Here is a 17,428-nt window from a genome sequence, read left to right as displayed (position 1 = left end):
CCGTGTGGACGAAGGTTGTAACGGGTAGCTGGTCGGTTGCATCGCTGCAATTGGCGCTCACGTCAGATGGGTCGCGAACTATCGAAAAGTGAAACAGAGACCCGGTGTGGCCGGACTCCAATATGGAACATGCCATTTGCGAGGGGGTGACATGGACATGTCACCCCACTTTTTTGGCCGCTCGCCACCGTTTACCCTTTCCATGACTGTCGCTCATCGCAAGAGCCGCAGAGGGCAAGGCAATAAAAAGAGGGCCGCAATAGCGGCCCTCTGTCTCATCTGCCCGGTGGATTAACCGGCCTTGATGCTGCGGCGACGCTGCAGCCAGACGATCGCCCCGAACAGCAGGAAGCCCGGGATCCACATCCACTCCTTGGTCCAGCGCTCGGTCGGCGCCTTGACGGTGAGGATCTCCTGATCGAACTCCAGTCCCATGGTGGCGGCCGGGCTGCCAAAGGCGACGTTGTCGATCAGCGTCTTGCCATCCTGCTCATAGAGGCTCAGCCCCAGATTGGCCAGCCGCTCCTCGCCATTTGCCCCATCCGGTACGGCGACCAGCAGGGTGAACTTGCGTGGCTTGCCCACGGCATCTTCACCGAGGATCCGCAGCCGCAGGGTGCTCTCCGCCTCCACTTCACCAATGGTTTGGGCCAGCTGGGCAGGCGGGGTCTTGCGATAGGGGTCGTGCACCATGTCCATCCAGAAACCCGGGCGGAACAGGGTAAAGGCGACCAGCAACAGCAGCACACTCTCGTACCAGCGGCTCTTCACCAGGAACCAGCCCTGAGTGGCGGCGGCGAAGATCAGCATGGCGATGGTCGCCACGATGAAGATCAGCACCCCGTGGGCGAAGTCCACGTCGATCAGCAGCAGGTCGGTGTTGAAGATAAACAGGAATGGCAGCGCCGCGGTACGCAGGCTGTAGTAAAACGCCGTGATCCCGGTCTTGATGGGATCGCCCTTGGAGACAGCCGCAGCCGCGAAGGAGGCCAGTCCCACCGGCGGCGTCACATCCGCCATGATGCCGAAGTAGAAGACGAACAGGTGCACCGCGATCAGCGGCACGATCAGCCCGTTTTGCTGCCCCAGCGTCACCACAACTGGCGCCAGCAGGCTGGAGACGACGATGTAGTTGGCAGTGGTCGGCAGCCCCATGCCGAGGATCAGGCTCAGCAGGGCGGTGAGCAGCAGCATCAGCAGCAGGTTGCCCATGGAGAGGAACTCCACCAGATCCGCCAGCACCAGACCGACCCCGGTCTGGGAGACCGCACCCACGATAATCCCCGCGGTGGCGGTGGCAATGCCGATACCGATCATGTTACGGGCACCGGCGACTAGCCCTTCCCGCAGATCCACCACGCCGTCAGCGACGGTGCCGTAGTCGTGCTTGCCGTCCTTGCGCAGCCAGTTGAGCAGCGGGCGCTGGGTCAGCAGGATGATCACCAGCATCACGGTACCCCAGAAGGCCGACAGCCCCGGCGAGAGGCGCTCCACCATCAGGCACCATACCAGTACTACCACCGGCAGCAGGAAGTGCAGGCCGGAGAGCAGCACGGCGCGGGTGTTGGGCAACTCGGTGAGCGGCTTGTCGGGATCTTCGGCAGGCAGCGGTTCATTGCTGGCGGCGATCTTCAACAGAGCCACATAGGTGGCAGCCAGCAGTACCGAGATCCCCGGCAGTGCGTAGTCACCCAGCGCAGGTTTGAGCCAGCCGAGGCCATAGTAGACCGCCAGTGACAGGCCGCTGATGAGGGCTGCGCCAAAGGCAAAGCCGGTCAGGCGGCGCAGCCAGGGTTTGGGCTGATGGTTGCCGATGGGCTGCATGCCCAGTTTCAGCGCCTCAAGATGGACGATGTAGAGCAGCGCTATGTAGGAGATGGCGGCAGGCAGGAAGGCGTGCTTGATGATCTCCACGTAGGGGATGCCCACGTATTCGACCATCAGGAAAGCCGCAGCCCCCATCACCGGCGGCATGATCTGGCCGTTGACCGAGGAGGCCACTTCCACTGCCCCCGCTTTCTCTGAACTGAAGCCCACCTTCTTCATCATCGGGATGGTGAAGGTGCCGGTGGTCACCACGTTGGCAATCGACGAGCCGGAAATCAGACCGGTCAGGCCGGAGGCGACCACTGCTGCCTTGGCCGGGCCGCCGCGCAGGTGACCGAGCAGGCTGAAGGCGAGCTGGATAAAGTAGTGACCGGCACCGGCCCGCTCCAGCAGGGCACCGAACAGCACGAACAGAAACACGAAGCTGGTGGAGACGCCAAGGGCGATGCCGAACACCCCTTCGGTGGTGATCCACTGGTGGTTGGCCAGTGCGGTAAAGCCTACCCCGCGATGTGCCAGCAGTCCCGGCATCCAGGGGCCCGCCAGGCTGTAGATCAGAAAGACGATAGCGATGACCGCCAGTGCCGGCCCCAGGGCGCGGCGCGCCGCTTCCAGCAGCAGCGGAATGCCGATGCAGGCGGTCACCAGATCGGCGGTGGTGAGGGTGCCGGGGCGCAGCGCCAGTGCTTCATACATCACGAACAGGTAAGACGCGGCGCCTGCAGCGATCAGACCGAGGGCGATATCGCCGAGGGGGACCCGATCCCGCGGCGAGGAGCGAAATGCCGGGAACACCAGAAAAGCGAGCAACAGGGCAAAGGTGAGGTGAATGGAGCGGGTTTCGGTGTCATTGAGTACGCCAAACCCCACCATGAAGGGGAGTGGCGAAGCGATCCAGAGCTGGAACAGCGACCAGGCCAGCGCCAGTGCTGTGATGAGCCAGCCCATGATGCCCAGCGGCAGGCGAGCGCCCACATCCTGGGCGATCAGTTCCTCGGTAGAGAGTTGTTTATCTTGCATAGGGTTAACTTGTGCCAACGAGTACAACAAGAGCGACACCCGCCCCCGCAATCAGGCGGCAGACGGGTGTCGAAGAGAGTGACAAAGGCCCCGGGGCCTTCAATCAGAGCCAGCCGCGCTCTTTGTAGTAGCGGGCAGCCCCTTCATGCAGCTGTGCAGAGAGACCTACCTTGATCATGTCGGCCTCTTTCAGGTCGGCAAAGGCAGGGTGCAGGCGCTTGAAGCGATCCAGGTTGTCGAACACCGACTTGACCAGCTGATAGACCACTTCCGGATCGGTTTTGGCGCTGGTGGAGAGCACCGCTTTGCCACCGATGGAGGGGGTCGGCTTGTCGCTGCCCTTGTAGATGCCGCCCGGGATCTCGGCCTTGCTGTAGTAGCTCTTCTCGGCCAGCAGTTTGTCGATGTCGGCGCCGGTCACAGGTACCAGTACTGCATCTGTGGTGGTGGAAGCTTCCTGAATGGCGCCGTTCGGGTGACCGACGAAGTAGCTCATGGCGTCGATGTTGTTGTCACCGAGGGCGGAGGCCTGTTCGGCCGGTTTCAGCTCGGAGACCAGACCGAAGTCACCCTTCTTCCAGCCTTTGACCGCCATGATCTCTTCCATGGTGTCACGCTGGCCGGAGCCCGGGTTGCCGATGTTGACGCGCTTGCCTTTCAGGTCGTCGAAGCTGGCGATCTTGGCATCGCGGCGAGCCAGGATGGTGAACACCTCGCTCTGCAGGGAGAAGACGGCGCGCATATCGTCCATGGCCCCTTCGGCCTGGAACGGTGGCAGCCCCTTCATCGCCTTGAACTGGTGGTCGGATTGCATGATGCCGAAGTTGAATTCACCGCTGCGGATGCCGTTGACGTTGGCTACACCGCCGCCACTGGCCGGGGCGTTGCACTTGATCTGGTGATCGGCGGCGCCGCGATTGAGGAAGCGGCAGATGGACTGGCCAGCGACATAGTAGACGCCGGTCTGACCGCCGGTGCCTATGGTCACGAAGCGCTCCTGCGCTTGTACAGGACCACCGAATGAAACACCGACCAGAGCCGCCGACAGGGCGCATGCCAAAGTTAATCCTTTCATTTTTTCTCCCTTTTCTTTGATTTTGTTTATCCGATCCCCGGATAAATTGATGGCAATCCCGTTCTGCGCCGGGCTTGCCCGCTCTTCTCGTTGCGCGAAAGCGGGGGAGTTGATCACCCCCTTTCCGGCAGTCACCCTCATCCTGTGGTGAGGCTACCGACCTCCTGTCGGTCGAAGATAAATTGGCCCCTGAGGGGCCAAATAAAAAGTTGCAAGCACTCCGATTAAGCACATTCACCCAACATAAATCAAACGAAATGGCAAAATAGCGGAGTTAAATCTTGAGAAACATGACCTCGATCATTCATTTTCTTGCCGAAGATTAATTTGATATGAAGGGAAATGGAAGAGGGAAAAACTACGAGAGGATTCTTATGCGGCCCTTGAATGACAAGGGCCGGAGTCATGAGAGATCAGTTGGCCGGGGTGGCCAGATCCAGGATAAAGGCGTATTCCAGCGCGATATCCTCGTAGGCTTTGAAGCGGCCCGACTTGCCGCCGTGGCCGGCGTCCATGTCGGTGTTCAGTAACAACTTGTTATCATCTGTTTTCAGCTCGCGCAGCTTGGCGACCCACTTGGCGGGCTCCCAATACTGCACTTGCGAGTCGTGCAGCCCGGTGGTGACCAGCAGGTTGGGGTAGGCTTGCGCCTTGACCTGATCGTAGGGGCTGTAGCTCTTCATGTAGTCGTAGTAGCGCTTCTGGTTCGGGTTGCCCCACTCGTCATACTCCCCGGTGGTGAGGGGGATCGACTCGTCAAGCATGGTGGTGACCACATCGACGAACGGCACCTGTGCCACCACGCCGCGATAGAGTTCGGGTGCCTGATTGATGACTGCCCCCATCAGCAGGCCGCCGGCGCTGCCGCCCATGGCGTAGACCTGATCCCTGGCACCGTAGCCTTGCTCCACCAACGCCTTGGTGACATCGATGAAGTCATTGAAGGTGTTCTGCTTTTTCAGCAGTTTGCCATCTTCGTACCAGTGACGGCCCAGCTCTTCACCACCCCGGATATGGGCGATGGCGTAGACGAAGCCTCTGTCCAGCAGGCTCAGGCGCGAGCTGCTGAAGTCGGGATCCATACTGGCGCCGTAGGAGCCGTAGCCATAGACCAGCAGCGGATTCTTGGGCGCATCGGCCTGCTCTTTCTTGAACTTGTCCTTGCGATAGACCAGCGACACCGGCACCGATACGCCGTCGCGGGCGGTTACCCAGAGCCGCTCGCTGGCGTACTGGTCGGCCTTGAAGCCGGCCACCGGCTGCTGCTTGAGCAGGGTGCGCTTGCCACTCGCCATATCCAGCTCATAGGTGGAGGCGGGGGTTGTCATGGAGGAGTAGCCATAGCGCAGGGCGCTGGTATCCGGCTCCGGGTTGTAGGCGAGCCAGGTGACATAGGCGGGATCATCGAAGGCGATCTCCTTCTGCTCACCGCTCTGCCAGTTGACCTGACGCAAGCGGGTCAGCCCCTTGTTGCGCTCTTCCAGTACCAGCCAATCCTTGAACAGGGCGTAGCTCTCCAGCAGCACGTCCGGATTGGGGGCGATCACCGCCTTCCAGCGATCGACCGGGCTCTCTTTGGTCTCGTAGAGGCCGAAGTTCTTGCCATCCTTGTTGGAGCGGACATAGAAGCGGCCGCGGTAGTGATCCAGGCTGTATTCGTGATCCACCTGACGGGGCAGGAACAGGCGGGGGGCGTGCTCCGGCTGGTTGGCATCGATCAGCCGTGCTTCGCCTGTGGTGGTGCTGGAGAGGGCGATGACGATGAAATCTTCCGAGGTGGTGGCGTAGAGGCTGATGTAGAAGGAGTCATCCTTCTCCTCGTAGACCAGCTTGTCCGTGGCCGGATCCGTCCCGAGCGTATGGCGATAGACCTGATAGGGCAGCAGGGTCTGCGGGTGCTTGCGCACATAGAAGACGGTCTTGTTGTCGTTGGCCCACACCAGATTGCCGGAGGTATTTTCCAGTTTGTCGGTGGCCCACTGGCCACTCTCCAGATCGAGGAACTGGATCTGGTACTGACGGCGGGAGAGGAAATCTTCCGCCACCGCCAGCCAGCGGTTGTTGCGGCTCACCTCAAGGGCGCCGAGGGCATAGAACTCGTGCCCTTCAGCCCGCAGGTTGCTGTCGAGCAGCAGGCTCGCCTGCTCTTCACCGAGCTTGGTACGCGAATAGATCCCGTACTCCTTGCCCGGCTCATAGCGGGTCTGGTAGCGGTAGCCGTTCTTCACATAGGGCACCGACTCATCCTGCTGGGGGATGCGGGCGACCATCTCTTTGTAAAGCTGTTCGCGCAGGGGCTGGGTCGGCTTGAGCATGGCCTCGGTATAGGCGTTCTCGGCCTTGAGATAGTCCAACACCTCGGGCTTCTGCCGCTCGTCGTCACGCAGCCAGTAGTAATTGTCGATGCGGGTATCCCCGTGTTTTTTCAAAGTGCGGGGATGTTTGGCGGCCACGGGCGGCTGGATTGGATGTTCGCTTGTCAGCATGGCGGGCTCTTCATTGGCATAAGTGGGGGGGAGAACTGTCAGAAAGGCTAGCAGCAGAACTCCTCGGGAAAAGGTAAACATGTCGCATCCTTGGCGCTGGAAAGGGTTGGTAGACCTGAGCATCGGCTCCATGAATTGGCGTTAAATCTGCCCCTTGTTGCCGGTGGTTGCAAGCAATCCCTTGTTATTGCAGGAAATGTAATCAAAAAAAGCCGCTATCTCGCGATAGCGGCCCTCTTTCTGGCCATGAGCGGCAAGAGTCCGCTCAGGTGTGCCTCACATGATATGGGAGTGCCCTCTCATGGCCAGTTTTCGTCAGCCGGGGTAGCTCGACCAGCGGTTGGTCGCGCCCTCGTTGCTGATACTCAGTACCTCATAGGGATGGCCCGGAATATCCATGCCCGGTGCACTCTGGGGCATGCCCGGAATGGTCAGGCCACGGATCGCCGATTTTTCCCTGAGCAGCTTCTGCACATCGGCGGCCGGTACATGCCCCTCGATCACATAGCCATTTACGATACCGGTATGGCAAGAAGCCAGTTCCGGCGCGATACCGTATTGCTGCTTCACTGCGCCGAGCTGTTCGGTTTCGATGACCTCCAGTTCGAAGCCATTCTGCTCCATGTGCTCGTTCCAGCTTTGGCAGCAGCCACAATATTTGGATTTGTAGACGGTCATCTTCTCGGCCGCGAGGGCCGAAAAGCTGATGGTACCGGCCAGCATGGCCAGTAACAGGGGTTTGTACATCACTCACCTCAGATTGAAAGAAAAGATGCCCGATACGGGATGCGTTTCAGATCCGGGTGCGTGGGGGACGTTCGAGCCGCTCGCACGGGGCGTCCGGCATAAAGAGAGAGGGGGAGGCGAAGTCAGGGGTATCCGGTTCCAGTACGGCGACCGTCAGGCTGTCGTTGCCTACCAGCGTCATCGAGAGGGCGGTGGTAAAGCTGCCGCAGGGCATCGCCTTTTCCAGGGTGCGCTCGCTCTGGCTGCAGTGGGTAGTCAGGGTACAGAGGTCGGTTGCGGCCCGGCTGCCAAACGACATCAACACCAGCACCAGACTCCACAAGGGGAGCCAGCGACGGGCGTGAGCGAGTTGGCGACGGGTGAGAACCATGGAATGACTCGAAAATAACAAGGGGCACATGGTAACCCTGTGCCCCGGGGGAGGGTCAAGCCCTCCCCATAGAGTCAGTCAGCCAGGATTAAGGTTGCTGACGGGTCGCCGCCAGCACGATCTCGCGCACGCAGACGTTGGCAGGCTGGTTCCAGGCGTAGAGCACGGCATCGGCGATCACTTCCGGCGCAATGACGCCACCCATCTGATCTTTCCAGTCGTGGTAACCGGCCTTGATGCTCTCGTCAGTGGTATGGCTGAGCAGCTCGGTCTCGACCGCACCCGGGGCAATGGTCACCATTCGCACGCCGACATCGGCCACCTCTTCCCGGATGTTTTCGGTCAGGGCGTGCACGGCGAACTTGGTGGCGCAGTAGGCAGCATGGTTCGGGAAGGTCTTGCGACCGGCGATGGAGCTGATGTTGATGATGGTGCCGCTGCGGCGCTCCTTCATGCCTGCCAGCACTGCGTGGACGCCGTTCAGTACCCCCATGACGTTGATGTTGAGCATCTGCTGCCACTCGGCGGGATCCTGCACATCGGCCTGACCCAGCAGCATGACGCCGGCGTTGTTGACCATGCAGCCGACCGGGCCAAATTTGGCTTCTGCCTGCTGGACGGCGGCCTTCATGGCTGCGGTGTCGGTCACATCGACCCCGATGCAGAGGGTATCGGGCAGGTTCAGTGCCTGCATCGGCTCGACCCGGCGGGCCAGCAGCAGCAGCGGATGACCGGCGGCAGAGAAGGCACGGGCGATGGCGGCACCGATACCGGCGGAGGCACCGGTGATCACGACGAGAGATTTGGACATGGGTCTTTCCTTCTGATTCAAGGGGCGGTTTGAGCAAACAGGTGGCTGGCCAGCACGGAACCCAATCACTATAGTCACTGTATCTATAAGTGATAAATATTGTTTTCCGCTGGTTATCATCTGAAAAAACTATGGTTGGTTTATGCTGGACTTGAGATTGCTGCGTTTCTTCATCGCCATCTATGAAGAGAAGAACATCACGGCGGCGGCCGAGCGCTGCCACGTCAGCCAGCCCTCCCTCTCGGCGGGGCTGCGCCAGCTGGAAGAGGCGCTCGGTGACAGCCTGTTTGTCCGGGGCAAGAAGGGGGTGGTGGCGAAAGATCCGGCCCACTATCTCTATCCTCACGCGGTCAAGCTGGTGGAGGAGGCGCGCCGTTTGCCGGAGCTGTTTCGCCAGAAAGCGACGCGTGCGAGGCTCAATATCGCCATCATGCCGGACTTGAGTCGCCGCCGGGTGGCCGGGCTGTTGCAGCAAGTGCAGGGCGTGTTGCCGCAGCTGGATCTCACCCTCTCCGACTACACCACCCCCGCCGACTGCCGCTTGACGCTGGATGCCTTGCGCCGGGAGGACGAGATCTTTCTGCCGCTGTGGGAGGAGGATTACGTGCTCTGCGTGCCGGTCGACCATCCCCTTGCAAGTCGCGAAAGGATCGAGCTGTCCGAGCTGCAACATTATGATTTTATTGAGTGCCCGCCCTGCGAAGCCCATCAGCAGACTATCGGCCTGCTGGCCTGTGACCGGCTTACCCTCAATCTGGTGGCCAAGGCCGAGAGCAAGGGGCTGGTGATGGCGCTGGTGCTGGCTGGGGTTGGCATCAGTTTTCTGCCGGACGGGCTGGTGGAGGATGAGGCGGGGCTCTGCACCCTGCCGGTGAGCGGGCCGCGGATGTTTCGCCGGATTGGGCTCTGCTATCCCGCCCACCAGACCCTCAATCCGGCGCTGCGGGAGCTGATCCCCGAGTTGGCAGGCTATGGCGCTTCCTGATAAGGTCGCTCTCCTGTGCACCTTTACGATGCAGCTCCCCAGACTCCCCTTTTCTGTTTACCTCGCCTTGCACCGCAAGGCTTTGTTCGGGTGATGTGGTCATGAAACGCATTCTGGTTATTTTTTCCCATCCCGCGCTGCAGAGCTCGCGGGCCAACAAGCAGCTGTTGCAGGCGATTGAGGGGCTGGAGGGGGTCACGGTTCACGACCTCTATCAGCACTATCCCGACATGTTCATCGATGTGAAGCGGGAGCAGGCGCTGCTCTGTGAGCACGATATCATCGTCTTCCAGCACCCGTTTTACTGGTACTCCTGTCCGGCCATCATGAAGGAGTGGATGGATCTGGTGCTGGAGTATGGCTACGCCTACGGTCCTGAAGCCCACGCCCTCAAGGGCAAGCAGTGGCTGAGCGCCATCACCACCGGCGGGGCGCCGGAGTCCTACTGCAGCGAGGGGTACAACAGCCGACCGCTGCTCGATTTTCTGCTGCCATTTCAGCAGGCGGCCACCTTGTGCGGCATGAACTGGCTGCCCCCTTTCGTGCTGCACTCCTTTCACAAGATCAAGGATCCCGCCGCTCTGCGCCGCTGCGGGCAGGACTACCGCCAGCTGCTTTGCGCCTTGCGTGACGATCAGCTGACCCCGGAGCAGCTGGCCGGGCGCCCTTATCTGCGCGACTTGCTGGAGGTGCTCTGATGACACACGGGCAGCTTGTTGGCCGAGCTTATGAGCCGGATCAGACGTTCGAACGGAGGGCTGACTGATGGGCCACGGGATCCTGTTTGATGCCTTTATCTATCTCTCCGCCGCCGTTATCGCGGTACCGCTCGCCAAGCGCTGGGGGCTGGGCTCGGTGCTCGGCTACCTGCTGGCGGGGATCATCATAGGCCCCTTTCTGCTGGGGCTGGTGGGGGAGCAGAAGGATGTGATGCACTTCGCCGAGTTTGGCGTGGTGCTGATGTTGTTTCTGGTCGGCCTTGAATTGCGTCCGGCCCTCTTGTGGCAGTTGAAGGGGCCGATCCTCGGCACCGGTGGCCTGCAGGTGCTGCTCACCACGGCGGCGCTGACCGGCGTGGCGCACCTGATCGGTCTGCCGCTGCAACAGGGGCTGGCCATCGGCCTCATTCTGGCGCTCTCCTCCACCGCCATCGTTCTGCAGAGCCTGCAGGAGCGTAAATTGATGCAGAGCGAGAGCGGTCGCTCCGCCTTTGCGGTGCTGCTGTTTCAGGATATTGCGGTCATTCCGATCCTGGCGCTGCTACCGCTGCTGGCCATGGCACCGGTCGCCAGCAATGGCGGCTCCGAGCTGGCAGGTTGGCAGCATGGTCTGCTGGTAGTCGCGGCCATCTCCGGCATAGTGCTGGGTGGCCACTATCTGATGCGGCCGGTGTTCCGTGCCATCGCCCAGTCCCACATGCGGGAGATCTTCGTCGCCGCAGCCCTGCTGCTGGTGATCGCTATCGCTGTGTTGATGGAGTCGGTGGGGCTCTCGCCCGCTCTTGGCTCTTTTCTCGCCGGTGTGGTGCTGGCCGACAGCGAATATCGCCATGAGCTGGAGGCCGACATAGAGCCGTTCAAGGGCTTGCTGCTCGGCCTGTTCTTTATGTCGGTGGGGGCGGGGATCGACTTCGGACTGTTTGCCGAACACCCCTTCCTGATACCCACTCTGGTGGTTGGCCTGATGGTGCTCAAATGGCTGGTGTTGATGGCACTCGGTTTCATCATCCGCATCTCGCCGAGTCAACGCTGGACCTTCGCGCTGGCGCTCGCACAGGGCGGTGAGTTTGCCTTCGTGCTCTTCTCGTTTGCCGCCCAGAACCGGGTGCTGCCCGGCGAGACCATCTCGCTGCTGACGCTGGTGGTGGCACTCTCGATGGCGCTCACCCCACTGCTGCTGATCCTCAACGATCGGGTGATCCAGCCCTGGTTCGATTACCGTAACCAGAGTGACGCACCGCAGCATGAGCAACCTGAGCTGGTGGAGCATCCGGTGATCATCGCGGGCTTCGGCCGCTTCGGTCAGATCGTGGGGCGTCTGCTGCACGGTCACGGCATCGGTACCACCATCCTCGAGCAGGATGCCAGCCAGATAGAGACCCTGCGCAAGTATGGCTATCAGGTCTTCTATGGCGATGCCAGCCGGATCGACCTGCTCCATGCCGCCGGGGCGCACAAGGCGAAGCTGCTGGTGCTCTCCATCAACGATCCTGCCACCTCGCTGGCGGTGATCGAGATGGTGCAGAAGCACTTCCCGCACCTGAAGATCCTGGCGCGAGCGCTGGATCGACCCCATGCCCACGAGATCCTGCGCCACGGGGTCGAGAGCGTGCACCGGGAAACCCTGGGCTCTGCGGTCGATCTGGGGGTGGAAGCCCTGACCCAGCTCGGTTTTCGGGCCAACCAGGCCTGGCGGGCGGGGCAGACCTTCAAGCAGCACGATAACTGGCTGTTGCGCGAGCAGGTCAACTATCTGGACGACGAACACACTTATATCAACAAGAGCCTGCAATACCGGGAGATCCTCTCCGATCTGTTGCAAGACGACGAGGAGGGGCAGGAGCGTATCCATGCCCACAACTGGAATAGCGGGCTAACCGACGACGACAAGGAAGCAAAATGATTGCCTATTACCCCATGTTCAAACACCTGCATATGACGCTGGCGCTGGTCAGTCTGCTGCTCTTTATCTATCGCTGGAGTCTGGCGCTGGCCGGCAGCGATCGGTTGCAGCAGAAGTGGCTGAAGATCCTGCCGCATATCAACGATACCTTCCTGCTGCTGTTTGGTGTGTTGCTGGCGGTGGCCTTGCAGTTGAGCCCGGGTCAACAACCCTGGCTGATGGCCAAGCTGATTGCACTGGTGCTCTATATCGGTCTGGGTGTCATGGCGCTCAAGCGGCCGGCCCGCGGTCAGAAGTTGGTGGCCGGTGTGGCGGCGCTGGCGGTGTTTGGCTACATGGTCGGTGCGGCCATCACCAAGTCAGCCTGGTCGTGGCTGATGTGAGCAAAAGGGGAGAGTCATGCTCTCCCCTGAAATCATATTCTGCGATGAATTAATTAATTGGAGTTTTATGCTGGCAATAAATCGCAACATAGAACTTTCATTTGAGGGATTTCTGGCTAATTTTAGCCTCTAGCGGCTCCTTTTTTGAGTGCATTGTCTTTGTAAATCAATCGTTTAGTGCGTTTTGTATGAAAATGGCGACAGTTGTCGCAGCAAAACTTGCGACATAGACTGTCGCAAGTCACGACTAGCATACAGTCAACGCTAAACCAGTGAAGGCAAGCACCATGAGCAAGAAGCTGTTACGACAACTGACCTTGGCGCGTTGCATCCCGCACCGCCCTTACAAGCTGACCGCCAGCCAACTCCAGGTAAAACTGGAAGAGGAAGGTATCCACGTCAGTCTGCGTACCGTGCAACGGGACCTGGAGGAGATGTCCGGCATGGGACTGTTCGACCTCACCTCGGACGAGCGCAGCAAACCCCATGGCTGGTGCTTCGAGCGCCACGGCCTCAACGACTTTGCCAATATCATGCCGCTCTCGCTGGCGGTGGCCCTGAAAACCTGGAGTGATCAGGCGAGCCAACTGTTGCCGGCGAGTGTACTGACCGAATTGAATCCGCTGGTCGACAAGGCGAGCCAGGTGATCCGCGACAGCCAGAGTGAACTGGCCGAGCGCTGGCTGGAGAGTGTCCACCAGTCACCGCGTCCGTTTGCCGGTAACCCGGAGATCCGCCGCAGCACCCTGATCCGCGATGCGCTCTGGCGTGGTCGCAAGTTTAGTGCCGAGATCCAGCGCGTGATCAAAGAGCGCACCGTATGGCTCTGCTACGACCGTATCAACCCGCTCGGCATTCTTAATCAGCCGGACGGTCCGATCCTGCTCTGCACTCTGTCCGAGCTGGATCCCAAGGTCTACGGCATCCCGTTTGACCATATCAAGAACGTGGAGCTGACCAACTTCAGCGCCACCCAGCCGAAGGATTTCAATATCCAGAAGCTGATCCGCGATCAGGGCTATCAGGATGTGAGCGGCCCGATCCGCTTCGTCGGCCGGATCGATGCCAACAGCCAGTCGCTGGTGGATAACCAGATCCCCGGCAACAATCCGCGCATGACCCGCTATGACAAGCGCAGCGTGGTGGTGGAGACCGAAGTGCAGGACACCCCGGAGTTTCGCAGCTGGTTGAACAACATCGGCGGTGAACTGGAGGTGCTGGCACCGGAATCGCTGCGCAAGGCCTATCTCAATCCGGCCAACCGCTTGAGCTGATTAAAAAATTGGAATGTTGAAGAGTCGAGCCTGGCCTCGGCTCTTTTTTTTTGCGGTTTTTTTAAGCATATTTATTCAACTAATTTTTAAGTCTTAACGTCAGGATTGAACCGTTTTCCTGCCCCGTTTTTGGGGGCGAAACCCGTGTAAGAGATCTGCCATAGCGACTGTAAGAGGCTGGCGCTTTGAGCCGTACGCGAAGCCATGCCAGAATGATCGAGCTTTCCCGTGAAACTAAATAACTAACTGATATTAAAGGGTTAGTTTTTAAGTTTGTTTTTTGAGATGGGAGCCGCATCGGATCTTTATCATCGGATGGCCCTTGTTCGGGGTGCGCATTTCCTTAGTATGGGTCTCACAAGGACGGAGCTGGTCCGGCAGGATGCAGGACAGCGCATAAAGATGGAATAGTCCGCAGGATGTGGACAAGGGACTCCTCAGGATGAGCTCGATAATCAGGATGATTATCGTCACGGATGAATAAAGGAACACCGCGGGATGCGGCAGGACACTCTCGGGATGGGAGCAGAACGAACGGAACCTCGTTCTTCAGGATGAACAGGACCTCGCCGGATGCGAGAGGAATACTTCAGGATGAAGTGAGATAACCCGGATGGTTATCTGTCAGGAAGACGCAAGGAACCCCACAGGACGTGGTAATGGACACCTCCAGGATGGAGACAGTGAAGCAGTTCAGGATGAATTGCCAGGCCAGGAACGCCGCAGGACACGCCAACGGATTGGAAAGGGGATATTCCAAAGGATTAGGATAACGTCAGGGATTGCAGGGAGCATTGCAGTTCTACGGACAGGACGACACGACTCTAGGGGACGGCTACCGCCGTCCCCTTTTCTTTTATGGTTTGCCCGAGAGATTGCCGCGCTGGGCGGCGTTGACGATCTCTTGCAGGCGCTGACGAATGTCGACCATGCCAAACACACCAAAGATCAGCACAGTGACAAATTCGGCCTTGGTGACCGCGAAGTAGCGTTTGCAAGCTGCCTTGATCATGCTGGCCTGCAGCCAGTGTAGCAGGGCGACGATCACGCCGCAGACCGGCAGAAAGCCGTTGAGTTTGCCGGGCAGCGGGGCGATCAGGCTTATCAGCACGCCAAACCAGAAGAACAATATCAGCCCCATCGCCAACAGATTAAAGACTCGCTTCATTGTTTACCTCCCTTAGATAGAGTTGATAGCAGACCTGACCGGCTTGTTTGTCCTTGAGTAGTTGCCAGCTGGCGGGTAGCGCCAGATCGGCCATTTCCTTCTCCCGCTCCAGATAGATGAGGGCGTCCGGCGCCAGCCAGCCGCGCTGCTCCAGCAGTTCGCACACTTGCGGCAGCAGCTCGCGGCGAAACGGCGGATCGAGGAACACCAGATCGAACGGGGTGGCAGTGCCTTGCAGCCAGCTCACCGCATCAGACTGGATCACCTGACCCTGACTGCTGCCGAGGGCGGTCAGGTTCTTCTTGATTTGGTCGGCGGCCCCTTTGTCCATCTCGATCAGGGTCACCTGCTCGGCATAGCGCGACAGTGCCTCCAGTCCGAGTCCGCCGCTACCGGCAAACAGATCCAGGCAGCGGGTGCCACGAATGTGGGGGGCCAGCCAGTTGAAGATGGTCTCTTTGACGCGATCCGTGGTGGGTCTGAGCCCCTCCACATCCTTGACCGGCAATTTGCGGCCTCGCCACTGGCCGCTGATGATTCTTACAAAGCCCGATTTTCCTTGCGGGGCGGGACTCTTGCTCGGGTTGCTACGGCTGGATTTCACTCTGGGCATCGCGTTTCATCGTCAGAAAATAAAGTGGTAGTATAAGGCGGTTCATTTTTATGCCGACCCGCCAAGGGACGGCTATCTTAGCAGTCAGCCTTTGATGTGAGTATTTTTAGATGGCAAAAGGTTTGTTTTCCTGGCTGGGTTTCGGCCGCAAGAAAGAAGAGGCTGAGGCTGTCCAACCACAGACACCCCAAGCCACCCCCGTTACCGTTGAGCCCGAGGTCACTGTTACCCCCGCTCCCGTTTCCGATACCACTGTTTCCGATAGTACGCCGGCTGTTGCCCCCGAAGTGCCTGCCAGCGCACAGAATCCCGTTTTGCAAGATGATTGCTGCCTGCCGACCGAGCTGGACGACCACGGCCCACTGGTGGTGGAGGAGTGCGCTTCCGATTTGGAGCCGGTGATCGTCAACGAAGCGCTGATCGCCGAAGAGGAGCGTGCCGCTGAAGCCGCTCGCACTGCCGCAGAGGCGCAAGCCGCTGAGGTCAAGGCAGCCGAAGAGGCTCGTATTGCTGCCGAGGCTCACGCTGCAGAGGAGGCTCGTATTGCTGCCGAGGCTCGCGCCGCGGAAGAGGCTCGTATCGCCGCCGAAGCCCGCGCTGCGGAAGATGCTCGTATCGCCGCCGGGGCTCGCGCCGCAGAAGAGGCCCGCATTGCTGCAGAAGCCCGCGCTGCAGAAGAGGCTCGTATTGCTGCAGAAGTTCGCGCCGCGGAAGAGGCTCGTATCGCTGCCGAAGCCCGTGCTGCGGAAGAGGCCCGCATTGCCGCCGAAGCCCGCGCCGCGGAAGAGGCTCGCATTGCCGCCGAAGCCCGCGCCGCGGAAGAGGCTCGTATCGCCGCCGAAGCCCGCGCTGCGGAAGAGGCTCGCATTGCTGCAGAAGCCCGCGCTGCGGAAGAAGCTCGCATTGCTGCTGAAGCTCGCGCTGCGGAGGAGGCTCGTATTGTCGCTGAAGCTCAGGTTGCTGAAGAAGCCCGTATCGCCAAAGAGGCCCAACGCGCGGAAGATATGCGCCTGGTCGCCGCGATGGAGGCTGAGGCCGCCGCCTTGGCCGCTCTGCCGCTGGCCGCCAAGGTGGACGACGACACCCAGGACAAACCGCAGCGGGAGGGCTTCTTTGCTCGCCTCAAGCGCAGTCTGGTGCGCACCAAGGAGAATATCGGCTCCGGTTTCTTCGGCCTGTTCCGTGGCAAGAAGATCGACGATGAGCTGTTTGAAGAGCTGGAAACCCAGCTGCTGACCGCCGATCTCGGTGTGGATACCACTACTCGTATCATCGAGGGGCTGGTGCAGCACGCGGACCGCAAGCAGCTCAAGGATGCCGAGGCGCTCTACGGCCTGCTCAAGCAGGACATGGGCGAGATGCTGGCCAAGGTGGAGCAGCCGCTGGTGATCGACACCAGCAAGAAGCCTTATGTGATCCTGATGGTCGGCGTAAACGGCGTCGGCAAGACCACTACCATCGGCAAGCTGGCCAAGCAGTTCCAGGCTGAAGGCAAGAGCGTGATGCTGGCGGCGGGTGACACCTTCCGTGCCGCAGCGGTCGAACAGCTGCAGGTTTGGGGTCAGCGCAACAATATTCCGGTGATTGCCCAGCATACCGGTGCCGACTCCGCTTCCGTCATTTATGACGCCATCGAGGCCGCCCGCTCCCGCGGGGCTGATGTGCTGATCGCCGACACCGCCGGTCGCCTGCAGAACAAGAGCAACCTGATGGAAGAGCTCAAGAAGGTGGTGCGGGTGATGAAGAAGCTGGATGAAGAGGCCCCCCACGAGATCATGCTGACGCTGGATGCCGGCACCGGCCAGAACGCCCTGAGTCAGGCCAAGCTGTTCAGCGAGGCGGTGGGCCTGACCGGTATCACTCTCACCAAGCTGGATGGCACGGCCAAGGGCGGCGTCATCTTTGCGGTGGCCGACAAGTTCCAGATCCCGATCCGCTATATCGGGGTGGGCGAGGGGATCGACGATCTGCGTCCCTTCGTTGCCAACGACTTCATCGAGGCGCTCTTCAGCCGCGATGAATAAGTCCGGCCGCGATGAGTCAGCTC

General features: G+C 60.2%; 14 protein-coding genes. 6 read left to right on the top strand and 8 right to left on the bottom strand.

All coding sequences use genetic code 11. The features are described 5' to 3' along the window. Positions 1 to 291: 291 nt before the first annotated feature. The 6 genes from AB5Z09_RS06310 to AB5Z09_RS06285 form a co-directional block, all read right to left on the bottom strand. The gene (locus tag AB5Z09_RS06310) at positions 292 to 2,847 is read right to left on the bottom strand and encodes a TRAP transporter permease (RefSeq protein ID WP_368194874.1); all 2,556 of its coding nucleotides are present in this window, start codon (positions 2,845 to 2,847) and stop codon (positions 292 to 294) included. 103 nt (positions 2,848 to 2,950) lie between these two features. Continuing rightward, positions 2,951 to 3,922, bottom strand: a complete 972-nt coding sequence (locus AB5Z09_RS06305; protein ID WP_368194873.1) for a TAXI family TRAP transporter solute-binding subunit — start codon at positions 3,920 to 3,922, stop codon at positions 2,951 to 2,953. A 413-nt stretch (positions 3,923 to 4,335) separates the two neighbouring features. After that, positions 4,336 to 6,489, bottom strand: a complete 2,154-nt coding sequence (locus AB5Z09_RS06300; RefSeq protein WP_368194872.1) for a S9 family peptidase — start codon at positions 6,487 to 6,489, stop codon at positions 4,336 to 4,338. A gap of 234 nt (positions 6,490 to 6,723) precedes the next feature. Beyond that, the gene (locus tag AB5Z09_RS06295; protein ID WP_368194871.1) at positions 6,724 to 7,155 is read right to left on the bottom strand and encodes a DUF411 domain-containing protein; all 432 of its coding nucleotides are present in this window, start codon (positions 7,153 to 7,155) and stop codon (positions 6,724 to 6,726) included. A 46-nt stretch (positions 7,156 to 7,201) separates the two neighbouring features. After that, the gene (locus AB5Z09_RS06290; RefSeq protein WP_124930363.1) at positions 7,202 to 7,525 is read right to left on the bottom strand and encodes a hypothetical protein; all 324 of its coding nucleotides are present in this window, start codon (positions 7,523 to 7,525) and stop codon (positions 7,202 to 7,204) included. 88 nt (positions 7,526 to 7,613) lie between these two features. Beyond that, the gene (locus AB5Z09_RS06285) at positions 7,614 to 8,336 is read right to left on the bottom strand and encodes an SDR family oxidoreductase (protein ID WP_005348556.1); all 723 of its coding nucleotides are present in this window, start codon (positions 8,334 to 8,336) and stop codon (positions 7,614 to 7,616) included. Positions 8,337 to 8,478: 142 nt separating this feature from the next. Between AB5Z09_RS06285 and AB5Z09_RS06280 the strand changes: the two genes are divergently transcribed. The 5 genes from AB5Z09_RS06280 to AB5Z09_RS06260 all read left to right on the top strand — a co-directional run bounded on the left by AB5Z09_RS06280 (position 8,479) and on the right by AB5Z09_RS06260 (position 13,600). Continuing rightward, a complete protein-coding gene (locus AB5Z09_RS06280) occupies positions 8,479 to 9,321 on the top strand; it encodes a LysR family transcriptional regulator (protein WP_005348558.1) in 843 nt (280 codons plus the stop codon). A 101-nt stretch (positions 9,322 to 9,422) separates the two neighbouring features. Continuing rightward, positions 9,423 to 10,019, top strand: a complete 597-nt coding sequence (locus tag AB5Z09_RS06275; protein ID WP_005339958.1) for an NAD(P)H-dependent oxidoreductase — start codon at positions 9,423 to 9,425, stop codon at positions 10,017 to 10,019. A 67-nt stretch (positions 10,020 to 10,086) separates the two neighbouring features. Continuing rightward, a complete protein-coding gene (locus AB5Z09_RS06270) occupies positions 10,087 to 11,943 on the top strand; it encodes a monovalent cation:proton antiporter-2 (CPA2) family protein (protein ID WP_368194870.1) in 1,857 nt (618 codons plus the stop codon). Continuing rightward, positions 11,940 to 12,326 (top strand): SirB2 family protein, encoded by a 387-nt coding sequence (locus AB5Z09_RS06265; RefSeq protein WP_042081419.1) that lies wholly within the window; start codon positions 11,940 to 11,942, stop codon positions 12,324 to 12,326. The genes AB5Z09_RS06270 and AB5Z09_RS06265 overlap by 4 nt, the downstream gene beginning before the upstream one ends. Before the next feature lie 287 nt (positions 12,327 to 12,613). Beyond that, a complete protein-coding gene (locus AB5Z09_RS06260; RefSeq protein WP_005339987.1) occupies positions 12,614 to 13,600 on the top strand; it encodes a YafY family protein in 987 nt (328 codons plus the stop codon). 856 nt (positions 13,601 to 14,456) lie between these two features. On the opposite strand, the gene AB5Z09_RS06255 is transcribed toward AB5Z09_RS06260, so the two are convergent. Both AB5Z09_RS06255 and rsmD read right to left on the bottom strand, forming a co-directional pair. Next, a complete protein-coding gene (locus tag AB5Z09_RS06255; RefSeq protein WP_019444692.1) occupies positions 14,457 to 14,768 on the bottom strand; it encodes a DUF1145 domain-containing protein in 312 nt (103 codons plus the stop codon). After that, positions 14,752 to 15,381: a 16S rRNA (guanine(966)-N(2))-methyltransferase RsmD gene (gene rsmD, locus AB5Z09_RS06250; protein WP_139748001.1), complete on the bottom strand. Its 630-nt coding sequence runs from the start codon at positions 15,379 to 15,381 to the stop codon at positions 14,752 to 14,754. The genes AB5Z09_RS06255 and rsmD overlap by 17 nt, the downstream gene beginning before the upstream one ends. A gap of 110 nt (positions 15,382 to 15,491) precedes the next feature. On the opposite strand from rsmD, the gene ftsY reads away from it, so the two are divergent. Continuing rightward, on the top strand, positions 15,492 to 17,405 hold the full coding sequence (gene ftsY, locus AB5Z09_RS06245) for a signal recognition particle-docking protein FtsY (RefSeq protein ID WP_368194869.1): 1,914 nt from the start codon (positions 15,492 to 15,494) through the stop codon (positions 17,403 to 17,405). Positions 17,406 to 17,428 lie beyond the last annotated feature (23 nt).

This window comes from Aeromonas sp. R2-2, from assembly GCF_040908355.1.
Lineage (GTDB): Bacteria > Pseudomonadota > Gammaproteobacteria > Enterobacterales > Aeromonadaceae > Aeromonas > Aeromonas veronii.
This window is presented reverse-complemented; position numbering and strand designations above follow the sequence as displayed.

Excerpts from the sequence above, each read along its gene's own strand:
- AB5Z09_RS06310 (WP_368194874.1), bottom strand. The coding sequence starts at position 2,847 with ATGCAAGATAAACAACTCTCTACCGAGGAACTGATCGCCCAGGATGTG.
- AB5Z09_RS06305 (WP_368194873.1), bottom strand. The coding sequence starts at position 3,922 with ATGAAAGGATTAACTTTGGCATGCGCCCTGTCGGCGGCTCTGGTCGGT.
- AB5Z09_RS06300 (WP_368194872.1), bottom strand. The coding sequence starts at position 6,489 with ATGTTTACCTTTTCCCGAGGAGTTCTGCTGCTAGCCTTTCTGACAGTT.
- AB5Z09_RS06295 (WP_368194871.1), bottom strand. The coding sequence starts at position 7,155 with ATGTACAAACCCCTGTTACTGGCCATGCTGGCCGGTACCATCAGCTTT.
- AB5Z09_RS06290 (WP_124930363.1), bottom strand. The coding sequence starts at position 7,525 with ATGGTTCTCACCCGTCGCCAACTCGCTCACGCCCGTCGCTGGCTCCCC.
- AB5Z09_RS06285 (WP_005348556.1), bottom strand. The coding sequence starts at position 8,336 with ATGTCCAAATCTCTCGTCGTGATCACCGGTGCCTCCGCCGGTATCGGT.
- AB5Z09_RS06280 (WP_005348558.1), top strand. The coding sequence starts at position 8,479 with ATGCTGGACTTGAGATTGCTGCGTTTCTTCATCGCCATCTATGAAGAG.
- AB5Z09_RS06275 (WP_005339958.1), top strand. The coding sequence starts at position 9,423 with ATGAAACGCATTCTGGTTATTTTTTCCCATCCCGCGCTGCAGAGCTCG.
- AB5Z09_RS06270 (WP_368194870.1), top strand. The coding sequence starts at position 10,087 with ATGGGCCACGGGATCCTGTTTGATGCCTTTATCTATCTCTCCGCCGCC.
- AB5Z09_RS06265 (WP_042081419.1), top strand. The coding sequence starts at position 11,940 with ATGATTGCCTATTACCCCATGTTCAAACACCTGCATATGACGCTGGCG.
- AB5Z09_RS06260 (WP_005339987.1), top strand. The coding sequence starts at position 12,614 with ATGAGCAAGAAGCTGTTACGACAACTGACCTTGGCGCGTTGCATCCCG.
- AB5Z09_RS06255 (WP_019444692.1), bottom strand. The coding sequence starts at position 14,768 with ATGAAGCGAGTCTTTAATCTGTTGGCGATGGGGCTGATATTGTTCTTC.
- rsmD (WP_139748001.1), bottom strand. The coding sequence starts at position 15,381 with ATGCCCAGAGTGAAATCCAGCCGTAGCAACCCGAGCAAGAGTCCCGCC.
- ftsY (WP_368194869.1), top strand. The coding sequence starts at position 15,492 with ATGGCAAAAGGTTTGTTTTCCTGGCTGGGTTTCGGCCGCAAGAAAGAA.